This window comes from Leucobacter exalbidus (genome assembly GCF_017834145.1).
Lineage (GTDB): Bacteria > Actinomycetota > Actinomycetes > Actinomycetales > Microbacteriaceae > Leucobacter > Leucobacter exalbidus.
On record NZ_JAFIDA010000001.1, the window covers coordinates 2,707,424 to 2,727,161 of the forward strand.

Genomic DNA, 19,738 nt, shown 5'->3' on the forward strand with positions numbered 1-19,738 from the left:
CCCAGGCCCTCGGTAGGGAAACGCGTGACGCGTGCTTCCTGCCGGGGGCCTTCGTGCGTGGCCGGGGCGGTGGCAACCTGAGCCCTCACCTGTCAGTAACGGGCAAGGGGCACGGCTTCATGGCGTAGGGTTCGAAATGCCGGGCCATTTGAGCTCGATTTCAGGGTGGATATCGCGGGTGCCGCGGCCACCCGTTCGATCGCTCTGGAAACGCAGGTACTTCATGACCCTCACCATCGGAATATACGGCCAGTCATCGCTCGAAAACGAGTTTCGCCTTCCCATTCACCCGCAACACTTTTCGCGCATTGACGCCGAAGTTGCACGCTCCCTCTATGTTGAGGTGGGGTACGGCCTGAAATTCGGGGTGTCAGATAGCGAGCTCGCCCAATACGTCGGCGGGGTGCTCGACCGCGCCGAGCTGATTGCGCGCTGTGACATCATCTTGCTGCCCAAAATGCAGGCGCAAGATCTTGCCGCGCTGCGCGACGGACAAACGGTGTGGGGCTGGCCGCACTGCGTGCAAGACATCGAGATCGCGCAGCTCGCGATTGATAAACGCCTCACCCTCATCGCCTTTGAAGCGATGAACCACTGGAATAGTGACGGCTCATTCGGGCTGCACGTGTTCCACAAGAACAACGAGCTCGCGGGCTATGCCTCGGTGCTCCACAGCATGCAGCTGATGGGTGTGACGGGCGATTACGGCCGCAGGCTCACCGCCGCGGTGATCGGGTTTGGGGCGACTGCGCGCGGGGCGGTCACTGCGCTCAATGCGCACGGCGTCCACGACGTGCGGGTGCTCACGATGCGTAACGTGTCGGCGGTGGCCTCACCGATCCACTCGGCACAGATCGTGCAGATCGATCATGCCGACGACGAGGGCGGCGGCAGCTACGTCACGATCGAGGACGACGGGCGTAAAGAACTCGCCCCATACCTGGCCGAGAGCGACATCGTGGTGAACTGCACACTGCAAGATCCTGAAAACCCCGTCACTTTCCTTACCGAGGCTGATCTTGCCGCATTCCAGCCGGGTTCGCTCATCGTTGATGTGTCGTGCGATGAGGGTATGGGGTTTTCCTGGGCGAAGCCGTCGACGTTCAACGATCCGATGCGCGTGGTGGGCAACCAGGTGCACTATTACGCGGTCGATCACACGCCATCGATGCTGTGGAACTCGGCGACCTGGGAGATCAGCGAGGCGCTCCTCGGCTATCTCGATACCGTGATCGCCGGGCCCGCAGCGTGGCAGCAGCACCCGATGATCAAGCGCGCCATCGAGATCCAAGATGGCATGGTGCTGAACCCGGCGGTGCTCGCGTTCCAGGGGCGCGCGGCCGCATACCCGCACGACCGCGAATAGCGGCGGGGTGCCGGGGCGATGTTTGATCCGGATCAGCATGCCCCAGCCCGCTCACGCTTGAGCGGCCCGTGAACGCACTCAGGGGTGCCGCAGACCATGTCTGCGGCACCCCTGAGTGGTGTGCGGGCGAAGGTGCCCGAAGTGTTTGGTGGCTTAGCCGCGCTTGGTGGTCGGAATCACATCTGATGGCTCAGACTTGCTGCGCTTCGCAGCCCGCTTCTCCTTGAGTGACGACTGTGCGGGTTTCTTGGTGGTCTTCTGACCGCGATCTTTTCCAGACATTGCAGTTTCCCTTCGTTGGAAATATGTGCCCGAGCCCGACCATAGCCCACTTCGCGGTGAAAGTCTCGGGGCGTCATCGCAGGGGAGCGCAGGGCTGAGACAAGAACCTGGATTTGATGCGGGGTCGACTGCACGCTGCGGGCCAACGGCCGCTGCGATAGCCTGGATCGGGGCTCGAGCGGGGATTCGGGCTTGTATTGAGCCTGAATGGAGCATGATGAGCGCAGCACCCGGTTGGTATCCCGATGATTCGGGAACGATTCGGTACTGGGATGGCGGTCAGTGGACCGAGCACACCCAGCCGGCTGCGGCCCCTGCCGTCCCTGACGCTGTGCAGTACGAAGCTCCGCAGTACGAGGCCCCTGCAGCTCCGCAGTACGAAGCTCCCGCAGCTCTGCAGTACGAGGCTCCTGCCGCACCAGAGTATGAAGCTCCTGCTGCACCGCAGTACGTCGCTCCGCAGGCTGAAGTACAGGCCTACGAAAACCCGCAATACGCGGCTCCGCAGTACGTGCAGCAGCCCGTCTACCAGCAGGCCTACCCGCAACAGATCGTGGGCACCGGCGCCGCAAATGGTGTCGCGACGGCCGGGTTTGTCGTCGGCCTTGTGGCGGTGTTCTTGCCCCTGTTCTTTGGCTTTGGGGCAGGCGTTACCGGGCTGGTGCTCTCGATTGTGGGCGTCTCGAAGAGCCGCATCACCGGCACCGGCAAGGGCCTCGCGATTGCTGGCATCGTGCTGAGCGCGGTCGCGATCGTGTTCATCCTGTAACCACCCGGGCCACACGTGAGCGTCCTTTCACGCACAGGCATCCAGCCCTGCGCGAGCGTCCGTTCAATCGGGGGAGTAGCCGGTTAGGACAGGCTGCCCGCCCGATGTTCATCGGTGAGCACGAGGCGCTTGCGCAGCTCGTCGATGAGCTGCGCCGAGAACCGGTTGCACGTTTCGACGGCGGTGCGCAGCGCATCGTAGTTGGCCTCGCTGCCTTGCCGTTCAAACTCGAGCGCCGCATCGCGCACGAGGTCGAGCTGCAGCGCGATGTTCGCGATGTGGCGCAAAATGTCTTCGTTGTCTCCGCTTGACGCGAGAAACGCGGTCCACCTGCTGAGCGCGTCTGACAGCGCCCGCCGCTCGGTCACGACCTGCTCGCGCAGGTGCTCCAGCGCGCCCAGATGCGCTTCGGTGTGCCCGCCATCAGCGGCAGGTCCCTCGGCCAGCGCGGCCGACAGATCGAGGGTGCGCGGCACGAACTCACCCAGTGCGATCTCGCTCGCCTCATCATCAACGATGGCGTGCAGAAACTCGGTGATGGCGAGCCTATTGATGGGTGCCCACCGCCTGGCCGAGTTACGGTCGACAATGCGGCCGAGCACCAGCACCGTCAATACAAAGGTGACGAGACCGGCCGCGAGACCCGACAAAATCACCAGGTCTTGCCACACCCCGGTGGCCACGTCGAGCCACACGATCACCACTACCACGATCAAACCACCAGTTGACGTGGCGATCTGGCGAATACGGCGGAATGTAAGGGGGGTCATGGCGACGCTCCTGAAACAGCAGAGAAGGATGACACGGTCTCATTCACCATATCCCGTAACTCCAAATGCCGCTGCTCATACACCAACACGTTCATTAATGCAATGGGCACGCTGTTTGATACTCTGAAAGTTCACTAACAATTTGTGGTGCCGGGCGTGGCTGTATAGCGCACACGGCACCTGATCCGGCATCGAAGGGAGCCGCACCCCGGGCTACTCGTGTGCGCAAGATGTTCTCGCCGCAGCGGTCCAGGTTCGTTCATTTTTCCACCTCACGAAAGGATTCACTGGTGCCCGCATTTTCGGCGCGCTTTACTGATTTCACTCCCGCGGTACTTTCCACGCGAAAGCACTTTCACCTCACGCCCACTTAGCGTCTTTACTTCTCCGACCAGCACCCGCAGCTCGTTTCGAGCGCGGGGCAGATACACGAGATAGAAAGACACTCAATTGGAAAACTTCCAGACACTCTCGGGCCCCATTACCGTGGCCCTCATGGTGTTGTTCTTCGGCGGCAGCCTTTACATGTCCATTCGCATCTCCAAGAAACGGGAGAATGCTGACGGGTACATGACGGGCGGCGGCAAGATCGGCTTCGGCATTTCAGCGGCCTCGATGACCGCGACCTGGATCTGGGCGGCATCAATGTACGCCTCAGCCACCTCAGGTTACGTATACGGCATCTCTGGCCCGATCCACTACGGGCTCTGGGGCGCGCTCATGATCTTGCTGATCTACCCGTTTGGCCGCCGCATTCGCCAGGTTGCGCCTCGCGCGCACACCATCGCCGAGGTTATGTATGCCCGGCACGGTCGCTCGAGCCAGCTGATGCTCGCGGGCTCCAATGTGCTCGGCAGTCTCATCAGCCTCACCTCAAACCTTATTGCCGGCGGCGCGCTCATCTCGATGCTGTCGCCGTTCACCTTCACACAGGGCATCATTGCGATCGCCGCCGGTGTGCTGCTCTACACGCTGTGGTCGGGTTTTCGCGCTTCGGTGCTGACCGACTTCGCACAGGTCATCGCGATGCTTGGCGCCGTGGCCATCATCATTCCCGTCGTGTTCTTCGCGGCGGGCGGGCCCGGGCTCTTCGAGTCTGGCGCTCACAACCTCACCCCGCAGCAGGGCGACTTCTTCTCGTCTGACGCGTTCTTCAACCAGGGCGCCCCCTATATTGCGGCCGTGCTGGCGTACGCCATCGGCAACCAGACGATCGCGCAGCGGCTGTTTGCGGTGCGCGAAGATCTCATCAAGAAGACGTTCATTACCGCGACCGTTGGCTACGGTGCCACGATCATCGGTATTGGCATGCTCGGCGTGATTGCCCTGTACGCAGGTATCTCACCGCTTGACGGCGACGTCAATAACTTGATCCCGCAGATGGCCGCCACCTACCTCGGCCCGATCTTGATCTGCGTGTTCTTCGTCATGATCATCGGTTCGCTGGCCTCAACGGCAGACGCCGATATGACGGCGCTGGCCTCGATCATGATGGCCGATATCTACGGCCAGAACATCGCGGGCAAGAAGAACGTGAACCCGCGCACCATGGTGCTCGTGGGCCGCATCACCATGATTGTGGCCACCGCGATCGCCCTCGTGTTCGCCTCGATGCAGTTCAACATTCTTGACCTGCTCGTGTTCGTGGGCGCTATGTGGGGTGCCCTCGTGTTCCCCGTGATCGCGAGCTTCTACTGGGGCCGAGTGACGAACCTCGCGTTCAGTGTCGCCGTCGTCGTGGCACTCGCTATCTTCGTGCCGGTGCGCTTCGAACTGGTGCCGCTCGTGGGCGTGACCAGCGTGTTCGTCGACATCCTGTCGGTGATTGGCGTGGGCGTGGTGCTCGGGCTGATGGCCTTCGGGTTCTTTGGCAAGCGCGTCGCATTCGGCGTGGGGATCGTTTCGACTCTGGCGGTCGCACCGTTTGGCATCGGGTTCTTGCACACCTACCCGGTGCTGGCAGGCTCACTCGTCGCATACGCCGTATCGACGCTCGTGTGCGCGGGCCTCTCCATGCTCAACAAGGGCAAGAGCTTCGATTTCGCACTCATCAAGGAGCGCACGGGTGACTTCGACACCCGTGCCGACGAAGCTGACACCGAGGCTGCTGCCACGGCCCCCGCGGCCCCGGCAGCCGATGACGCTACCGACGCCGATCCAGGCGTCGCGACCGACGTTGATACCGAATTTGAAGGAGTCACCCGATGACCGCGACATTCTGGCTCACCCTGTACGTGCTCATCTGGCCCGTAGTGGTCGTGGGCACGCTCAGTCTGATCATTCGTGCCTTCGTGCGTGACGCGCGCGAAGCCAAGCGAGAAGGCCGCAGCATTATCTAGCGCGCCGCTGCCCGCTTGCGGGCGCTGAGGGGCCGGGGTTGCATTACGCAACCTCGGCCCCTCTCGCATGCGGGCGGCGTACCCTGGGTGAATGGAACGCGCACGAGAGCACAGGGCCGGGGATAATGCTGGATCCGGATCAGCCCACCCCAGCATCCCGCTGCCCCTGGGCAGCGCGTTCGCAGATGCGTTCCCCGAGCTGGGGGAGCCGTGGGCGGCGATCGTGCCCGAGCACCCCGAACTCGTGGTGCTCAACGAACCGCTCGCCCGCGAACTCGGGTTAGACCCCGCCCAGCTGCGCACCCCGGCCGGCGTGCGCGCGCTGCTCGGCAACGACCTCGCCTCCACCGCCCGGCCCGTTGCCCAGGTGTACGCCGGGCATCAGTTCGGCCATTACTCACCCAGGCTCGGCGACGGCCGCGCCCTGCTGCTGGGTGAACTGCACACCCCATCAGGCACCGTCTACGACGTGCATCTGAAGGGTTCTGGTCCCACCCCCTTCTCGCGCGGGGGTGACGGCTATGCCGCGCTCGGCCCAATGCTGCGCGAGTATCTCGTGAGCGAAGCCATGCACGCCCGCGGCGTGCCCACCACGCGCGCACTCGCGGTGATTAGCACGGGGCGCAGCATCGCCCGCGACGGCGAACTCGTGCCGGCCGCCGTGCTCGTGCGCATCGCGACCAGTCACCTGCGGGTGGGCACCTTTCAGTATGCGTTCGCCACCGGTGACACCGAGCTGCTGCGCAGACTGACCGACTTCGCGCTCGCACGCCACGCCCCGGGCCGCCCGTATGCATCAGCGCAGCAGAGCCCCGCCCTCGAATTGCTCGACCACGTGGTGCACCGGCAAGCCGAGCTCATGGCCCAGTGGACGCTCGCAGGCTTCGTGCACGGCGTAATGAACACCGACAATATGACCATCTCGGGCGAAACCATCGATTACGGGCCGTGCGCATTTCTCGACGGCTACGATCCGGCGGCCGTGTTTAGCTCGATTGATCACCAGGGCCGGTACGCATTCGGTGCCCAGCCCGGCATCGCCCTGTGGAACCTGACGCGCCTCGCCGAAGCGCTGCTGCCCATCGTGATGGTGGAGCAAGATGAACCGTGCAGTGAGTCCCCGGGCACTGCTGGCCCGGGTGAGGCTCCGCAAGACGCAGACGCAGACGCTCAGGAGCTCGCGATTGCGGCCGTGCGCGAAGTGCTCGCGCGATACGGCCCGGCCTACGATGCCGCCTGGACCCAGGGCATGCGTGCCCAACTGGGGATGCCAGACGCCACCGACGAGGTCGTGGTCGAGACAGCCACGGTGCTGCTGGGTGCCCTTGAACGCGATCGGCTCGATTACACGACGGCCATGCGCGAGGCCAACCCGGCCAACCCCCTCTATATTCCGCGCAACGCGCAGCTTGATGCGGCGCTCGCCGCAGCCACCCATGGCGACCTGGCCCCGTTCCATCGCATGCTCGAGGCAGTGTTGCACCCGGCGCAGGCTCGGGCAGAGTTTGTTGATCTGGCGGAGGGCCCCGACCCCCGATCTCGCGGGCACGTCACCTACTGCGGCACCTAATGTTGGCCAAGGCAACGAAATTAGTATTGAAATGTCGATTTGACGACTGAAATAGTGACGCTATACTCAAATTGCCGAGGAAAGCACGAAATTCTGGGGTAACGCATGCCCCCGTGCCACCCGGCTTATTTTGGAGTGATACCCGTGACCGCCCCAGGCCACAACCCGAGCGTGCACGCGCACGCTGTTTCTCTGCCCGAGGCTTCGGCCACCGCACACGAAGTTTTGGCCACCGCGCAGGTGACGATTACCCAGGCCGCAGCGCGTATCGCTGCCGCGACCGGGCAGCTCGCAACCGTCGTGACGCAGGCCAAGCCGCGTGATGCGAGGTTCTTCGCCACCACCCCCGTGCTGCGCCGCATCGCCTTCGTGATCGGCTACGAGGGTCTCAGCCTGATCTTCACCATCTTTGTGCTCGGCGCGCTGCTCGGGCACGGAGGTGGCGAATCCACCCTCACCGCCGTGCTCGTGACGATCACGGCGACCGCATGGAACTACGTGTGGAACCTGCTGTACGAAATGATTGAGCGCCGCCGCGGAATGCGCGGCCGCGGCATCTGGTCGCGCGCTATTCACGCCTTCGGGTATGAGGGCGGGGTGCTTGTGTTCACGGTGCCGCTGGTCGCCTTCATCCTCGGTGTGAGCCTGCTCGAGGCCTTCGCGATTGAGGGCGGGCTGCTCGTCTTCTTCCTCGTGTTTACGCTGGTCTACACCTGGGGCTTTGACCGGGTCTGCGGTCTGCCCGCCTCGGCACGCTAGCCGCTGCACCAGGCACACGGCGCACCGGTTGCGCCCCCACGAAGCCACTAGGCTCAATGGGGGCGCAGCCGCAGATCGCGTGCGCAAGAAAGGCGGGGCTGATGACCATTCGCATTGGAATTGTTGGATACGGCAACCTAGGGCGCGGCGTTGAAACCGCGATCGCTGCCCAGCCAGATCTTGCGCTGGCAGGCATCTTCACCCGCCGCGATCCGGCCACGTTGGCCACCCTGGGCAATGCACCGGTGTTCGCGCTCGACGACATCGATGCCCACGCGAATGACATTGATGTGCTCGTGCTGTGCGGCGGCTCGGCGAGCGACCTGCCCGTGCAGAGCCCCGATCTCGCGAAGCGCTTCTCGCTCGTCGACAGCTACGATAACCACGCAAAGATTCCTGCGCACTTCGCCGCCGTCGACGCGGCGGCGAGCGCCGGGGGCACGACCGCGGTGATTTCGACGGGGTGGGATCCGGGGCTGTTTTCCCTTAACCGCCTGTACGGCGAAGCCATTTTGCCGCAGGGGGAGACGTACACTTTCTGGGGTCGTGGGCTCAGCCAGGGGCACTCAGACGCCGTGCGCCGGGTGCCGGGCGTCGCGGGCGCCGTGCAGTACACGCTGCCCGCCGAAGATGCGATTGCCCGCGTGCGTGCGGGCGAGCAGCCCGAGCTTTCGACCCGCGATAAGCACACGCGCGAGTGCTACGTTGTGCTCGCCCCGGGCGCCGATGCTGAGGCCGTGCGTGAGGCGATCGTCACCATGCCGAATTACTTTGAGCCCTACGACACCACGGTGAACTTCATCACTGCCGAGGAGCTTGCACGCGACCACGCGGGCATGCCCCACGGTGGGTTTGTGATTCGCAGCGGTGAGTCATCGGCCGGTGTCTCGCAGACCATTGAGTACCAGCTCACGCTCGAATCAAACCCCGAGTTCACCTCGAGCGTGCTCGTGGCCTATGCCCGCGCCGCAGCCAGGCTCGAGGCCAAGGGCGACCACGGCGCGAAGACCCCGTTCGATATTGCGCCCGGGCTGCTGTCGCCGAAGTCTGCCGAAGCATTGCGGGCCGAACTGCTGTAACGCACCCGCACCACCGCAGTCCCACCGAAGCGGCCGCTCCCATCCACGCATGGGAGCGGTCGCTTTTGTCGTAAAAAAATGTGCGGCCGCGTCAGATGAGCGACGGCTGAAACGTCTATAAGGGGGACCCCACGTATCTACACCCGACTGTAGGAAAAGTGATGAGCGACCGAAAGATACTTGTCAAGATCGCGTCCTACCGAGACCCCGAGCTGGTGAAAACCATCGACTCGGCGCTTGCAGCCGCCGAACATCCCGAGCACATTAACTTCGCGATCGTCAACCAGGTGAGCGACGAGACCCGCGGGCAGCTCGACGCATTTCGTGAAGACCCACGGTTTCGCGTCACCGAGATCGACGCCGCTGAATCACTTGACCCGCGCTGGGCGCAACGCATCTGCGACCAAATGTGGAGCGGGCAGGAGTTCACGCTGCAGCTTGCTGCGCCCACGCGTTTTCTGCCGGGCTGGGATCGCCGATAGTGGTGGGGCGCCGGCTGCGGACCGCGGGATAGCGGCATCGCGGCGGCTGCCTCAACCTGTGCGTTCGAGATTCTTTTGGCGCCCTCGTCAGATCGGTGCGTGGCCAATCGTCTGTATGGGGGATCGCTTATAAAAATGCGCGGAACGACTGAGCGCCCGGGGCGCTGTCGAAGGTGGCGCGCAGCTACAGGAGGAATTACACATGGGGCAACAACACTACGGCGGCGCTGACACGCCACCCACATCAGTGTGGAAACGAGTGGGCAGCAGTGTTGCTGGGCTCGTAACGACCATGCTGCTGCTCGTCGGCGGTGGCACGAGTGCCGCGTTGGCCGCGCCGCCATACGTCACCGAGGCCACTATTTCTGACATTCGGTTTGTCGAGACCTCGGTGAACGAAGGATCGTATGCCGAAATCTCGGCGACCTGGGCGCTGCCCGACAACCCACAGCCCAAGGCCGGCTTCACCATCCCACTGCCCGCAGGGGAGCTTTCGGGGCGCGGCGACAAATTCCAGATCCTTGAGCAGGGCACCGGGGCGGTCATCGCGAACTGTATTGCCAACGAGACGCAGCTTGAGTGTGATTTCGATGACACCTACATCACCGAAAACCCCAGAAACCTGACGGGCGATGTGCACTTCTGGGTGCGCATTGACGCGCAGGTCGATCAGACCGAAGAACACACGTTCGTATTCGGCTCTGAAACGTCGACGGTGACCGTGGTGCAGCCCAGCCCGTGGGTATGCACGAGCGACTGCGATTTCTCGTGGAACTACTCCAAAGACGGTGGCTACAACTACAGCTCAGACACGATCACCTGGTGGCTACACATCGCGGCGGGCGAGAACGGTATGGAGGGCGGGCTGAACGTTGAGGTGCGTGATACTCCCGGCCCCAACCAGACGCTCATCCTCACCGATGATCGACCCGTGCTGCAGAAGACCAACAAAAAGGGTGACATCGGTAACGGCGCGATTCGCCCAATCGAATGGCAGAACGTGCCGCGTTCGGAGTTCACGATTGATGCCGCGGGCAACATCCAGTTCGTGTCTGAGGCCGGCTACTTTTATCAGGTGGTGTACTACACCCAGGTCACCGATGGCGGCGCCTCGGAAACCTACACCAACGCTGCTGAATTCATCATTAACGGCGTGAAAGAGGGGTCAGCCCCGGGCCAAGTGCGTTACGCGGGCGGTGGCGGCACCGGCATCGGCACGAACGTAGGCGTCTTCAGTATTTCCAAGGTCGTCGCAGGCACCGCAACGGGGCTTCCTGCCGACCAAACCTTCACCGGCACTTATACGGTCACGACTCCCGCGGGTGACGTGATCGATGGCGAGTTCGCTGTGCTCGCCGGCGAAACATGGAAGAGCGCAGAGTTTCCGCGTGACTCCACGGTAAAGCTCACTGAGGTCACCCCGGTAGGGCCTGAAAACGTGACGTGGGAGACCCCGGTCTGGTCGCAGAACGACTTCACGCTCGCCGGTGGCACCCTCACCGAGGTGACGCTCACCAATACGGCGAACGTGAAGCTGGGCGGCTTCTCGCTCAAGAAATCGGTCTCGGGTGATGCCAGCGGGCTGGTCCCAGCCGGCACGATTTTTACGGTGGACTATGAGTGGGCTGTCGAGGGCGGGCAAACGGGCAACGGCACACTCGAAGTCGCTGCGGGTGGTGAAGCGGTTACCGTCCAGGGGGTTCCCGCGGGCGCTGCGGTCACGCTGACCGAGACGACTGCCGCCGTGATTGACGGCGTCGAATGGCTTGCCCCGCAGTTCTCTGACAACGGCTTCACGATCATCGCGGGCACCGTCGTCGAGATCGCACTCGACAACCCGACCGCGCTGAAGCGGGGCGCGTTCACGATTCGTAAAGCGCTCGAAGGCGACGGCGCCACGACCGTCCCCGCTGAAACCGCGTTCACGGTCGAGTATGCATACCCGGCTGGCGAAGGGTTCGAAGCGGGCTCAGGCGAGCTCACCGTGCTCGCTGACGGTGTGGCGGTGCAGTCTGACCCTATTCCCTACGGTGCAGAGGTGACGCTTGCAGAGCGTGAACCCGCAGCTCTTGCCGGGGTGACGTGGTCGGGCGGCGTCTTCGATCGCGCAGAACTCGTGATCGGTGACGACTCGGTTGAAGACGTTGTGCTCACGAACACGTATGAAACTGTTCCGAAGACACCTGAAGATCCTGAAGCACCCGCGCCCGAGAAGCCCGAGGTGCCGAAGACTCCTGAGACACCTGAGGGGCCTGAAACACCTGAGGCTCCGACGCCTGTACCTCCGGTAAACACCGCCCCGGGCAAAGCACCCAGCGCGGCGCCGGGCACCGCCCCCGGCTGGTCGCTTGCGACGACGGGCTCCAGCGGCAATCTGGCTCTCGGCGGGATTGCCTTGGCCGCCCTGTTGATGGGTGCCGGTGCCGTGTGGGTCGCGCGCAAGCGAGGCTCAGCCACGAGGTAACAGAAACGGGTGAATCCCTCGCTGCAGCCACTCTTCGGAGCTTCCGCAGCGAGGGATTTCTCGTTGGCTGATGACTCGAGACGAAAAGAGCCCGCTGAAACGACAGGGGGGATGTCGTTTCAGCGGGCGAACAGCTATAGGAGACCAGGCGAATATTCGGGGGATGAATACCTGGTCAAGCTGCACAGGCCGGCCGGGGTACGGCCTGCCTGCATGTATAGAGACAGATCACACGTGCCAAACCTGATGCGGTTTCAAAATAGTTTCAAAAAGTTCAGCGGTGCAGGCCTGAACGGCTAACTCGAGGGCGCAACTAACCGCCAGATGCGCTGCGGCCCGACCGATGTGTCGCCCTGCCAATAGGTGAGATCGCCCAGGGCATCCTCAGCACTCATTACGATGAGCTCGGCCTGGCCGGGTGAAGTCTCATCAAGCTTTGACACCAGTGAGCCGAGCGTTGAAGAGTCAATATTCACCACCTGGTTTTTAGACGGTGCGCCAAACCCGGTGACGGTGATGCGCGACATGCGGGGGTGAATCTCGGTGACTGAGATGCGTAACCCGTCGCCCACGGCAAACTCGCCCAGCTCGGTTGACTCCTCGACGTAACTGGTGCCGTTTCGCTCATACCGCTGCACGGCGGTAATCGTGAGCACACCGCGGGTATTACTCGGCGTGAACTGCCACTCACCGTCGGCGTCAACAGTGGTGGTCGCTTCTTGGGTGAACCCGGCCTCGTTGCGCACAGTGACATCAACGGTGGCCCCGGGCACTCCCGATCCCAGAAGTCGTGGAAATACGCCGGTCTCGACCCCGTCAGCTGGCGCAGCGGTGAGCGTCGACGGCACGACCACCGGGTCCTCTGAGGGCACCTGGCTAGGTGTGGGTTCTTGCACCGGGGGCTTTTCGGCCGGGGGCGCTAGGGCGTGTCTCGTAAAGATTTGGGGTGGAGTCTGGGATCGTTGATGCGTGTCAAGATTCCAGCTCCTCAACGATGACCAGTGGAACCTGATTTCGGGATCGCTTCCTGGCCCGACTGGTCGACAAGGGCGCCCCTATGCCGATGCCCGCACCATGGTCGAGGGCATCATTTATCGCTACCGGTGCGGCATTGCTTGGCGTGATCTTCCTGCCGCGTTCGGACCTTGGCAGACAGTGTGGCGGTGGCATCGCCGCATGGCCGCAGACGGCACCTGGGATGCCCTCCTTGGCCAATTGATGGCGGAGGCAGATGCTGCCGGAATGGTTGATTGGTCGATTTCGGTGGACTCCACGATCGCTCGCGCGCATCAGCACGCAACGAACGTGACGCGCCTAAAAAAGGGATACATCGAATTACAAGAATCTGCTGACCGAGCCGCTTGATCATGCGGTGGGTCGTTCTCGCGGCGGCCTCTCGACTAAAATTCATCAGCTCGTAGACGGCAACGGGTTGCCGCTGGTGACTGTCTGCACGGCCGGGCAAGACGGCGATTCGCCGATGTTATTGCCGCTGCTTGAGATTCTGCGTGTGGAACGAACCGGGCCTGGCAGGCCGCGCACTCGCCCGGACGCGGTCCGCGGCGACAAGGCATACTCGTCTCGCGCAATTCGCGCCCATCTACGCGAGCGCAGCATTGAGGCGGTCATCCCTGAACCGAGAGACCAGATCGGGCATCGCAAACGCCGCGGAAGTCAGGGCGGTCGCCCACCCAAACTCGACGCCGAGAACTATCGAGGACGTAACGTGATCGAGCGACGGTTCTGCCACGTGAAACAGTGGCGAGGCATCGCAACCCGGTACGACAAACTGTCGTTGACGTACCGGGCAGCAGTGTTACTTCACGCGGTCATCGCCTGGACACAACATTTACGAGACATGCCCTAGTGGCTCGGGCGCCGGGGTCGCCTCCCGCGGTGGCATCTCTGGTGCGGGCGCCGGTGCCTCTGACGCAGGCCCCGGATCAGAAGCCGCGGGCGGGGTCGCTTGCGCAGGCGCACGACCAAAGGGCGACACGACTGCCGGTGCCTCAACGGAGGAGGACGGGCGAGTCTGCACCGCATCGGGTGGGGCCTGGTCGAGCTTCGCGGGTGGCTGTTCGTCCACCCCCTGCGCGATGCCGGGGGTGCGCGGTGGCTCTGCAGCCGTGCCGCCCAGAAACGTCACCGCTACGACGGCGACGGCGACCACACCGGCCGACGCTGCCGCCACCACAGCGACGGGAAAGTGGGCGGCGCCGCTGACGGCGGCACCCTTGATGCTGACTGCTTCGACAGCGGCGATCTTGGCAGACGTGCCGTGCACGGCCAAGCCCTGCACCGCGTGGGCCGCCACCGCGACCTGGTTGTGCCCGGCCTGAATCCACGCGAGATAGCCGGCGGCCGCGTGGCCGCCGAGAAACAGCGGCAGCAGAATGAGCGCGAGGCGCTTATGCACGTTCTGAGATTCTTCGGCCACGATGGCGCAACGGTGGCAGGTCGCCAGGTGCGCCTCAATACGTTTGGTCACCGTGGCGGGTGCACGGCCGCGCACATACTTGGGCAGTTTCTCAACGAACCACTCGCACTCGGGCGACAGCTGTGAAGCGGGGGTAATGTTTGCCGCGATCCATGCCTGCTTGAACCCCTCGCGGGCACGTTTGACGAGCGCCGTGGTGGCATTCTCGTTCAGCCCGAGAAAGGAACTGCACTGGTTGATGGGCAGGTCTTCGACATCGCGATACCACAGCGCCTCTTGCCATTTTGTGGGAAGCGACGAGAACACCCCGAGGGTGAAGCTGTTGCTCAGCACAGTGTCGGCCATGTCTTTGGGGGCGCGGTCGGTGTGCTCAAACACCTCGTCTGCGGCGCCGGTGACCTCGTTGTTGCTGTGCTTACGTGCCATGTTCGTGGCAATGTTGCGGGCCGTCACCATGGCGTAAGCACGAAACGCGGTTTGTGGCCCCTGCCCAGATTGGATCTGATCAAAGATGCGCGTGAACGTTTCTTGCACCACATCATCGGGATCAAACCCGGTGAACGACCGAGTGGCCGCGATCACTGCCCCCGAGTGCCGCTTCCAGAGCTCTGCGAATGCGTCATTGAATCCGCCGCGAGAAAGTTCAACGAGCGCCATGTCTGAAGCGTGTGCGAGATCAAGTCCCTTGCTCAAAGCCCCTCCTGAAGGTTCTCAATGATTTTGAGGGCATACACCCTTTGACGCTTATGCAGACACCTCAGTAAGCGGCAATCTGACGCGATCCACAATTCTTTTATGCGTCTTCATGCGTGCGGGGCCAAATAGCGGCAAAAAACAGGAGGGGTAGCTACTCCGAACGCGGGGGCTACGCCACGTTCAGCAGCGCGGGGAAGACGAACTCGGTGTTCAGCGGGGCCAGATCGGTGCGGGGCAGCACCGGATCGATCCATTCCAGCTGTGCAATCTCAGCCTGCGGGGCAGCGCTCAACGACTCCGCGAAGAACGGATAGGTGTAGACCGTGGCCTCGAGCGCATAGCCCGGCTCGTTGGCGGCGGCGGTGCGAAACCGCCCCAGCAGCGACAGCGCGCTCAGCTCGAGGGTGAAGCCCAGCTCTTCCTCGACCTCGCGGGCCGCCGTCATCGCGGCATCCTCACCAGGCTCGGGTTTGCCGCCAGGCAGCATAAACATGTGGGTGCCGCGCTTGCGCACGTTGAGGACGCGGCCGTCTCGGTCACGCAGCACGACCGCGCTGACGTGAATGACGCGGTCGACGATCGCCGAGTGTTGATTCACGAGCGCTTACTCGGCGTAACCGGGGGCAACCGGGAGCCCGAAGAACTCCTCGAGCGTGGACACACCGGTCGCGCGCATTTCGCCCGCGAGCTCGGTGCCGACATAGCGGAAGTGCCAGGGCTCGGGGGTGAAGCCGGTTACCGGCTCCTTGCCCGAGGGGTAGCGCACAATGAACCCGTAATCGGCGGCGTTTGCTGCCAGCCACTGGCCGGCGGGGGTTTCGCCGAAGCACGCCGCCAAATAGCAGGTACCGTAATCGTCGAGGTCAACGGTGAGGCCGGTCTGATGCTCAGAATGCCCGGGGCGGGCCGAATAGGTATCGGCGGCGGCCTGGCCATCGCGCACGATGTAGCCGTTGTACAGCTGCACCTGCAGGTCATAGTTGCGGTACGCGCTAATAATGCGCACGTCGTGGCCGGCCTCGCTCGCGCCGGCAATGAACTGCTCAACGGCGCGTGCGGTGGCCTCACGAAGCGGCTGCCCGTTGTCGTTGGCGACCCCCTGCGTCGGTACGAGGTCGGTGGGCTCGAAATTCTCGGGAGTCAGCGGGCGCAGCTTGTTGCCGACGACCCAAATTGACATCGGATCATCGATGGAGTGCAACGCACGATCGAAGCCGGGGCTCACGAGATCGGGGGCGGCAGGCGCGGCCTGATCCGGATCAATGGGCGCGGGGGATTCAGCACCCGGGGCCTCGGGGACGGGCTCAGCCGCGGGGGCTTCCTCGGTCTGTTTCGCCTTGGCCTCGGCGGCCTGCTCAGCAGCCGGCTTCTTGGGAGCGCGGGCCTCGGGCTCAGGCGCAGCGCCACACGCGGCCAAAGAACCAGCAAGCATCAGCGCGATGAATGCGGGAACGGCTCCCCGCAACTGAAACGAAGTCATAGGAACATCGTAGGGGACGAAGCCACCCCGCTCAGCGGGTCGGCACTGAGCCGGGCATACGCCTGAGCGTCAAGCCGGTCAGCGATCACCGGAAATTCTGCGCGCGTAAGCCGCACCGCATCGCGGGGCAGATCTGCGAACACGATCTCCTCACCAGCTCCGCACTCAACGATGATGCGGCCGCGCGGGTCAACGATGCGACTAAACCCGCCCAGCTCCACGCCACCCTGATCTCCGCTGGCATTACACGCCAGCACCCAGATTTGATGCTCGATCGCGCGCGCCTGCGTGAGTACGCGCCAGTGCTCACGGCGGGCAGCCGGCCACGCGGCAGGCACGATCGCGGCCTCAGCGCCGCGTTCACTCATCTGCTGCCAGAGCCCGGGAAAACGCAAGTCATAGCAAGTGGTGCTCGCAAGCGGACCCACCGGGCTTGCCACCACGCTCAGCGCGGCCCCCGGGGTCAGCAGCTCAGCTTCGAGCGACTGATACCCAAAGACATGAATCTTGCGGTACACCTGAGCGATCTCACCCGCAGGATCGATCAACACCGCCGTGTTAAACAGCTGCCCGGTGTCAGCCCGCTCAATAATGCTGCCCATGTGCACCCAGCTGCCCGTCTCACGCGCCACCAGGCACATCGCCGCTACGGTCGGCCCGAGCAGTGATTCAGCACGCTCGGCATACTGCTCAAACGAAAAGTATCCCGGGCTCCACAGCTCGGGCAACACAAACAGATCAACTCCAGGTTGCGCGCGCAGCAGCGCCGCCACCCGGGCAATCCGATCAGCAGGCGTTTCATCGAGGGGACTCGACACCTGCACAAGAGCGACACGGGCCAACGCTGAAGCAGGGTTCGTCTGAGTATCAGGCATACCCACCACACTACGCCGCAGACCCGCGCACGCGGAACCCGCGATGCACCGTAGCGCCGACATGGCGAAACCGAACGGGCGACATTGCTGCACCGCACGGTCGTGTGCGGCACAATGGTGCGTGGTGGGGTCGTAACCGCGACCGCTGCCCAGAGCCGCACATCGGAGGGCGAACACGCATGAGCATCGACACGGCGCCACGGCCCGAAGACGATCACCGACCCAGCAACCCGGGCTGGCTCAACGAAGAAGAACTGCGCTTCGTGCGCGGCAGACTGCCCATGCTCTACGTTGAAGCCGTACCGGTACGCATCAACGGGCTCGGCCAAGTCACCGAAGTCGGGCTACTGCTGCGCAGCACCCCCGATGGCGTCATGAACCGCACCCTCGTGTCAGGCCGCGTGCGCTACGGCGAACCCGTACGCGAAGCACTCGCCCGCCACCTCGAAAACGACCTCGGCCCGATGGCCTTCCCACAGATGCCCACCGCACTGGTGCCCATGCAGGTCGCCGAATACTTTCCCATGCCGGGCATCTCGCAGTACGTCGATGACCGCCAGCACGCCGTCTCCCTCGTCTACGTGGTGCCGGTAACCGGCACCTGCAACCCGCGGCAAGACGCCCTCGAGGTTACCTGGATGACCCCCGAGAAGGCCCTCTCAGACGAAACGGCCCGCGAACTCTCGGGCGGGCGGGGCACCCTGTTGCGCCAGGCGCTCGCCGCAGCCGGCTGCTAGTTCTGTTGCGTGCGTGCGCGCCAGGTGATCATGTGCGCGCGCGCGAATGATCGCGAACACTTCGCGCACGATTGCTCGCGGGTGGGGCGGCGAAACTTGAAGTGTTCGTGGCCCGCCGGGCACGTGCCCACCCAGCTGGCGTGCTCGTGCGCGATCTCACCGTGGTGTGTGCGCCCGCCAACGTAGCCGATGGATTTGGCGATGAGGCGCCAGTGCGGGCCGTGCCCGGCCCGGGGGCCGGCGATGGCGTGAGCCACTTCGTGTAACAAAATCTGATGGACCTCATCGTCGTCAAATTTTGCCGCGAGATAGCGTGACACCGTGATGCGCTTGAGCGTGAAATTACACAATCCAGCGCGACGCTTTGCATGGTCGAAGCCAAAGCTCCAATGATCTGAGTCGAGGTGCATCTTGATCAGCGCCTCAGCCCACACCCGCACGCGCGCCAGCTCAGCCACGGCCGAACAGCTCCCTCGCCGGTTTTGGAGAATCGATCGCGGTGGAATCGGTGACAACTTTCGCGCCGCGCACCAGCTCTGAGAGCTCGCTGCCGTGCAGCATGCGTGCCGGGTGTGGGCCGCCGGCCAGCAGCCGGGGGAGCCAATCGAGCGCGTCGAGTGAATCAGTGGACGCTACAAACACAATGTTGCCGAATCTGCGCCCCTTGAGTACCTGCGGCTCGGCGATCGCCGCGACCGAGGGGAATAAACTCGACAGCGTTGCCGCTTGACCGCGAGCAAAGGGGAGACCCGTGCCGTCTGCGGTGTTGATCGCAATGACACCGCCAGGTGCCAGCAGCGGCCGAATGAGTTCGTAGAACTCGACGCTTGAGACGTGCGCTGGTGTGCGCGCGCCAGCGAAGATGTCGACGACGACCAGATCCATCGCGCCCTGCATGCCCTCGGGCAGCTTACCGAGCATTTCACGGGCGTCACCCCGGCGCACGCGCATGCTGGCGCGCTTGGGCAGCGGGGCCGCCTCGCGCACGAGGTCAACGATGGCGCCCTCGAGCTCGATGATCTGCTGGCGGCTGCCGGGCCGGGTGGCCTCGATGTAGCGCGGCAGCGTGAACGCGCCGCCACCCAGGTGCAGCGCCGAGATGGGGTCGCCCTCGGGGCGAAACAGATCGATCACGTGCCCGATGCGGCGCACGTACTCGAAAAAGAGCTCTGAGGGGTCGGCAAGATTCACATGCGACTGCGGGGTGCCATCGATGACGAGCTGAATGGCGTCTTGCACCCACTCATCGTGTTCGATTGCCGCGACGAGCCCCGAGGGTAGCGTGATGGGAGCGGGAAGAATGCTTTTAGCCACGAGCCAACCCCAGCTTCTCGATCATGTGTAGCATCTCGGCGTTTGACGGCTCGACCTGGTGGCTGCGGTCGGGGTACACAATCACCGGAATATTGGTGCGCCCGCTGATGTCACGTGCCACATCGGCGGCCGCGGGATCTTGGGTGAGGTCAACGTAGCGGTACGGCACGCCAGATCGCTCAAACACCAGCTTCGCGCGGCGGCAGTCGCCGCACCAATCAGCACCAAACATGATCGTTTCGGCCTGCGCTGCATCAGCAGCGGGTGCGGCTGCATCGGCTTGCGATGAAGAAGAGGATGAATCGTGGGTCATGCCCCC

The 19,738-nt window shown here is 63.7% G+C and carries 21 protein-coding genes; 11 read left to right on the top strand and 10 right to left on the bottom strand.

Going from position 1 to position 19,738, the window contains the following annotated elements:
* Positions 1-223: 223 nt before the first annotated feature.
* A complete protein-coding gene (locus tag JOF28_RS12245; RefSeq protein WP_209705993.1) occupies positions 224-1,366 on the top strand; it encodes a N(5)-(carboxyethyl)ornithine synthase in 1,143 nt (380 codons plus the stop codon).
* A 153-nt stretch (positions 1,367-1,519) separates the two neighbouring features.
* On the opposite strand, the gene JOF28_RS14730 is transcribed toward JOF28_RS12245, so the two are convergent.
* Positions 1,520-1,648: a hypothetical protein gene (locus JOF28_RS14730; protein ID WP_280909462.1), complete on the bottom strand. Its 129-nt coding sequence runs from the start codon at positions 1,646-1,648 to the stop codon at positions 1,520-1,522.
* A 214-nt stretch (positions 1,649-1,862) separates the two neighbouring features.
* Between JOF28_RS14730 and JOF28_RS12250 the strand changes: the two genes are divergently transcribed.
* Positions 1,863-2,417 (top strand): DUF2510 domain-containing protein, encoded by a 555-nt coding sequence (locus JOF28_RS12250; protein WP_209705994.1) that lies wholly within the window; start codon positions 1,863-1,865, stop codon positions 2,415-2,417.
* Between the two features lie 83 nt (positions 2,418-2,500).
* Here JOF28_RS12250 and JOF28_RS12255 read toward each other — a convergent pair whose 3' ends face one another.
* Positions 2,501-3,187, bottom strand: coding sequence for a hypothetical protein (locus JOF28_RS12255; protein WP_209705995.1), 687 nt, complete (start codon positions 3,185-3,187; stop codon positions 2,501-2,503).
* 495 nt (positions 3,188-3,682) lie between these two features.
* Here JOF28_RS12255 and JOF28_RS12260 point away from each other — a divergent pair, with 495 nt between their 5' ends.
* The 7 genes from JOF28_RS12260 to JOF28_RS14735 all read left to right on the top strand — a co-directional run bounded on the left by JOF28_RS12260 (position 3,683) and on the right by JOF28_RS14735 (position 11,880).
* The gene (locus tag JOF28_RS12260) at positions 3,683-5,395 is read left to right on the top strand and encodes a sodium:solute symporter family protein (RefSeq protein ID WP_245190337.1); all 1,713 of its coding nucleotides are present in this window, start codon (positions 3,683-3,685) and stop codon (positions 5,393-5,395) included.
* On the top strand, positions 5,392-5,526 hold the full coding sequence (locus JOF28_RS12265; RefSeq protein ID WP_209705996.1) for a putative transporter small subunit: 135 nt from the start codon (positions 5,392-5,394) through the stop codon (positions 5,524-5,526). The genes JOF28_RS12260 and JOF28_RS12265 overlap by 4 nt, the downstream gene beginning before the upstream one ends.
* A gap of 91 nt (positions 5,527-5,617) precedes the next feature.
* Entirely contained in the window at positions 5,618-7,096 is a 1,479-nt protein-coding gene (locus JOF28_RS12270) for a protein adenylyltransferase SelO (protein ID WP_209705997.1), read from the top strand.
* 144 nt (positions 7,097-7,240) lie between these two features.
* Complete coding sequence (locus JOF28_RS12275) at positions 7,241-7,855, top strand: PACE efflux transporter (RefSeq protein WP_209705998.1); 615 nt, start codon at positions 7,241-7,243, stop codon at positions 7,853-7,855.
* A gap of 101 nt (positions 7,856-7,956) precedes the next feature.
* Positions 7,957-8,934, top strand: a complete 978-nt coding sequence (locus tag JOF28_RS12280; protein ID WP_209705999.1) for a diaminopimelate dehydrogenase — start codon at positions 7,957-7,959, stop codon at positions 8,932-8,934.
* A 161-nt stretch (positions 8,935-9,095) separates the two neighbouring features.
* Positions 9,096-9,416: a GlcNAc-transferase family protein gene (locus JOF28_RS12285; protein WP_209706000.1), complete on the top strand. Its 321-nt coding sequence runs from the start codon at positions 9,096-9,098 to the stop codon at positions 9,414-9,416.
* A gap of 202 nt (positions 9,417-9,618) precedes the next feature.
* Complete coding sequence (locus tag JOF28_RS14735) at positions 9,619-11,880, top strand: DUF5979 domain-containing protein (RefSeq protein ID WP_209706001.1); 2,262 nt, start codon at positions 9,619-9,621, stop codon at positions 11,878-11,880.
* Positions 11,881-12,176: 296 nt separating this feature from the next.
* Here the strand turns inward: JOF28_RS14735 and JOF28_RS12295 are convergent, their stop codons facing one another.
* On the bottom strand, positions 12,177-12,776 hold the full coding sequence (locus tag JOF28_RS12295) for an Ig-like domain-containing protein (protein ID WP_209706002.1): 600 nt from the start codon (positions 12,774-12,776) through the stop codon (positions 12,177-12,179).
* A 73-nt stretch (positions 12,777-12,849) separates the two neighbouring features.
* Between JOF28_RS12295 and JOF28_RS12300 the strand changes: the two genes are divergently transcribed.
* A protein-coding gene (locus tag JOF28_RS12300) for an IS5 family transposase (protein ID WP_209705613.1) occupies positions 12,850-13,747 on the top strand; the annotation gives its coding sequence in 2 pieces (ribosomal slippage) (positions 12,850-13,206 and positions 13,208-13,747; 897 coding nt in all).
* Here JOF28_RS12300 and JOF28_RS12305 read toward each other — a convergent pair.
* The 4 genes from JOF28_RS12305 to JOF28_RS12320 all read right to left on the bottom strand — a co-directional run bounded on the left by JOF28_RS12305 (position 13,730) and on the right by JOF28_RS12320 (position 17,368).
* Complete coding sequence (locus JOF28_RS12305; RefSeq protein WP_209706003.1) at positions 13,730-15,010, bottom strand: sigma-70 family RNA polymerase sigma factor; 1,281 nt, start codon at positions 15,008-15,010, stop codon at positions 13,730-13,732. The two genes, JOF28_RS12300 and JOF28_RS12305, sit on opposite strands and share 18 nt — an antisense overlap.
* Positions 15,011-15,182: 172 nt before the next feature.
* On the bottom strand, positions 15,183-15,611 hold the full coding sequence (locus tag JOF28_RS12310) for an NUDIX hydrolase (RefSeq protein ID WP_209706004.1): 429 nt from the start codon (positions 15,609-15,611) through the stop codon (positions 15,183-15,185).
* Positions 15,612-15,617: 6 nt separating this feature from the next.
* Entirely contained in the window at positions 15,618-16,493 is an 876-nt protein-coding gene (locus JOF28_RS12315; protein ID WP_209706005.1) for a M15 family metallopeptidase, read from the bottom strand.
* Positions 16,490-17,368, bottom strand: a complete 879-nt coding sequence (locus tag JOF28_RS12320; protein WP_209706006.1) for a nitrilase-related carbon-nitrogen hydrolase — start codon at positions 17,366-17,368, stop codon at positions 16,490-16,492. Before JOF28_RS12320 ends, JOF28_RS12315 begins: the two co-directional genes overlap by 4 nt.
* Positions 17,369-17,547: 179 nt before the next feature.
* On the opposite strand from JOF28_RS12320, the gene JOF28_RS12325 reads away from it, so the two are divergent.
* Positions 17,548-18,105, top strand: coding sequence for an NUDIX hydrolase family protein (locus JOF28_RS12325; protein WP_209706007.1), 558 nt, complete (start codon positions 17,548-17,550; stop codon positions 18,103-18,105).
* Here JOF28_RS12325 and JOF28_RS12330 read toward each other — a convergent pair.
* Genes JOF28_RS12330 through JOF28_RS12340 form a run of 3 tightly spaced genes read right to left on the bottom strand, consistent with a single transcriptional unit; the run spans position 18,102 to position 19,651 of the window.
* Positions 18,102-18,563, bottom strand: a complete 462-nt coding sequence (locus JOF28_RS12330; protein ID WP_209706008.1) for a SprT-like domain-containing protein — start codon at positions 18,561-18,563, stop codon at positions 18,102-18,104. The genes JOF28_RS12325 and JOF28_RS12330 overlap by 4 nt on opposite strands.
* Positions 18,556-19,419, bottom strand: a complete 864-nt coding sequence (locus JOF28_RS12335) for a spermidine synthase (protein ID WP_209706009.1) — start codon at positions 19,417-19,419, stop codon at positions 18,556-18,558. The genes JOF28_RS12330 and JOF28_RS12335 overlap by 8 nt, the downstream gene beginning before the upstream one ends.
* Positions 19,412-19,651, bottom strand: coding sequence for a glutaredoxin domain-containing protein (locus JOF28_RS12340; protein ID WP_245190340.1), 240 nt, complete (start codon positions 19,649-19,651; stop codon positions 19,412-19,414). Before JOF28_RS12340 ends, JOF28_RS12335 begins: the two co-directional genes overlap by 8 nt.
* Between the last annotated feature and the right edge of the window lie 87 nt (positions 19,652-19,738).

Coding starts and splice junctions, on each gene's coding strand:
- JOF28_RS12280 (WP_209705999.1), top strand. CDS start 7,957: ATGACCATTCGCATTGGAATTGTTGGATACGGCAACCTAGGGCGCGGC.
- JOF28_RS12270 (WP_209705997.1), top strand. CDS start 5,618: ATGGAACGCGCACGAGAGCACAGGGCCGGGGATAATGCTGGATCCGGA.
- JOF28_RS14730 (WP_280909462.1), bottom strand. CDS start 1,648: ATGTCTGGAAAAGATCGCGGTCAGAAGACCACCAAGAAACCCGCACAG.
- JOF28_RS12250 (WP_209705994.1), top strand. CDS start 1,863: ATGATGAGCGCAGCACCCGGTTGGTATCCCGATGATTCGGGAACGATT.
- JOF28_RS12325 (WP_209706007.1), top strand. CDS start 17,548: ATGAGCATCGACACGGCGCCACGGCCCGAAGACGATCACCGACCCAGC.
- JOF28_RS12285 (WP_209706000.1), top strand. CDS start 9,096: ATGAGCGACCGAAAGATACTTGTCAAGATCGCGTCCTACCGAGACCCC.
- JOF28_RS14735 (WP_209706001.1), top strand. CDS start 9,619: ATGGGGCAACAACACTACGGCGGCGCTGACACGCCACCCACATCAGTG.
- JOF28_RS12260 (WP_245190337.1), top strand. CDS start 3,683: ATGGTGTTGTTCTTCGGCGGCAGCCTTTACATGTCCATTCGCATCTCC.
- JOF28_RS12315 (WP_209706005.1), bottom strand. CDS start 16,493: ATGACTTCGTTTCAGTTGCGGGGAGCCGTTCCCGCATTCATCGCGCTG.
- JOF28_RS12255 (WP_209705995.1), bottom strand. CDS start 3,187: ATGACCCCCCTTACATTCCGCCGTATTCGCCAGATCGCCACGTCAACT.
- JOF28_RS12245 (WP_209705993.1), top strand. CDS start 224: ATGACCCTCACCATCGGAATATACGGCCAGTCATCGCTCGAAAACGAG.
- JOF28_RS12320 (WP_209706006.1), bottom strand. CDS start 17,368: ATGCCTGATACTCAGACGAACCCTGCTTCAGCGTTGGCCCGTGTCGCT.
- JOF28_RS12340 (WP_245190340.1), bottom strand. CDS start 19,651: ATGTTTGGTGCTGATTGGTGCGGCGACTGCCGCCGCGCGAAGCTGGTG.
- JOF28_RS12265 (WP_209705996.1), top strand. CDS start 5,392: ATGACCGCGACATTCTGGCTCACCCTGTACGTGCTCATCTGGCCCGTA.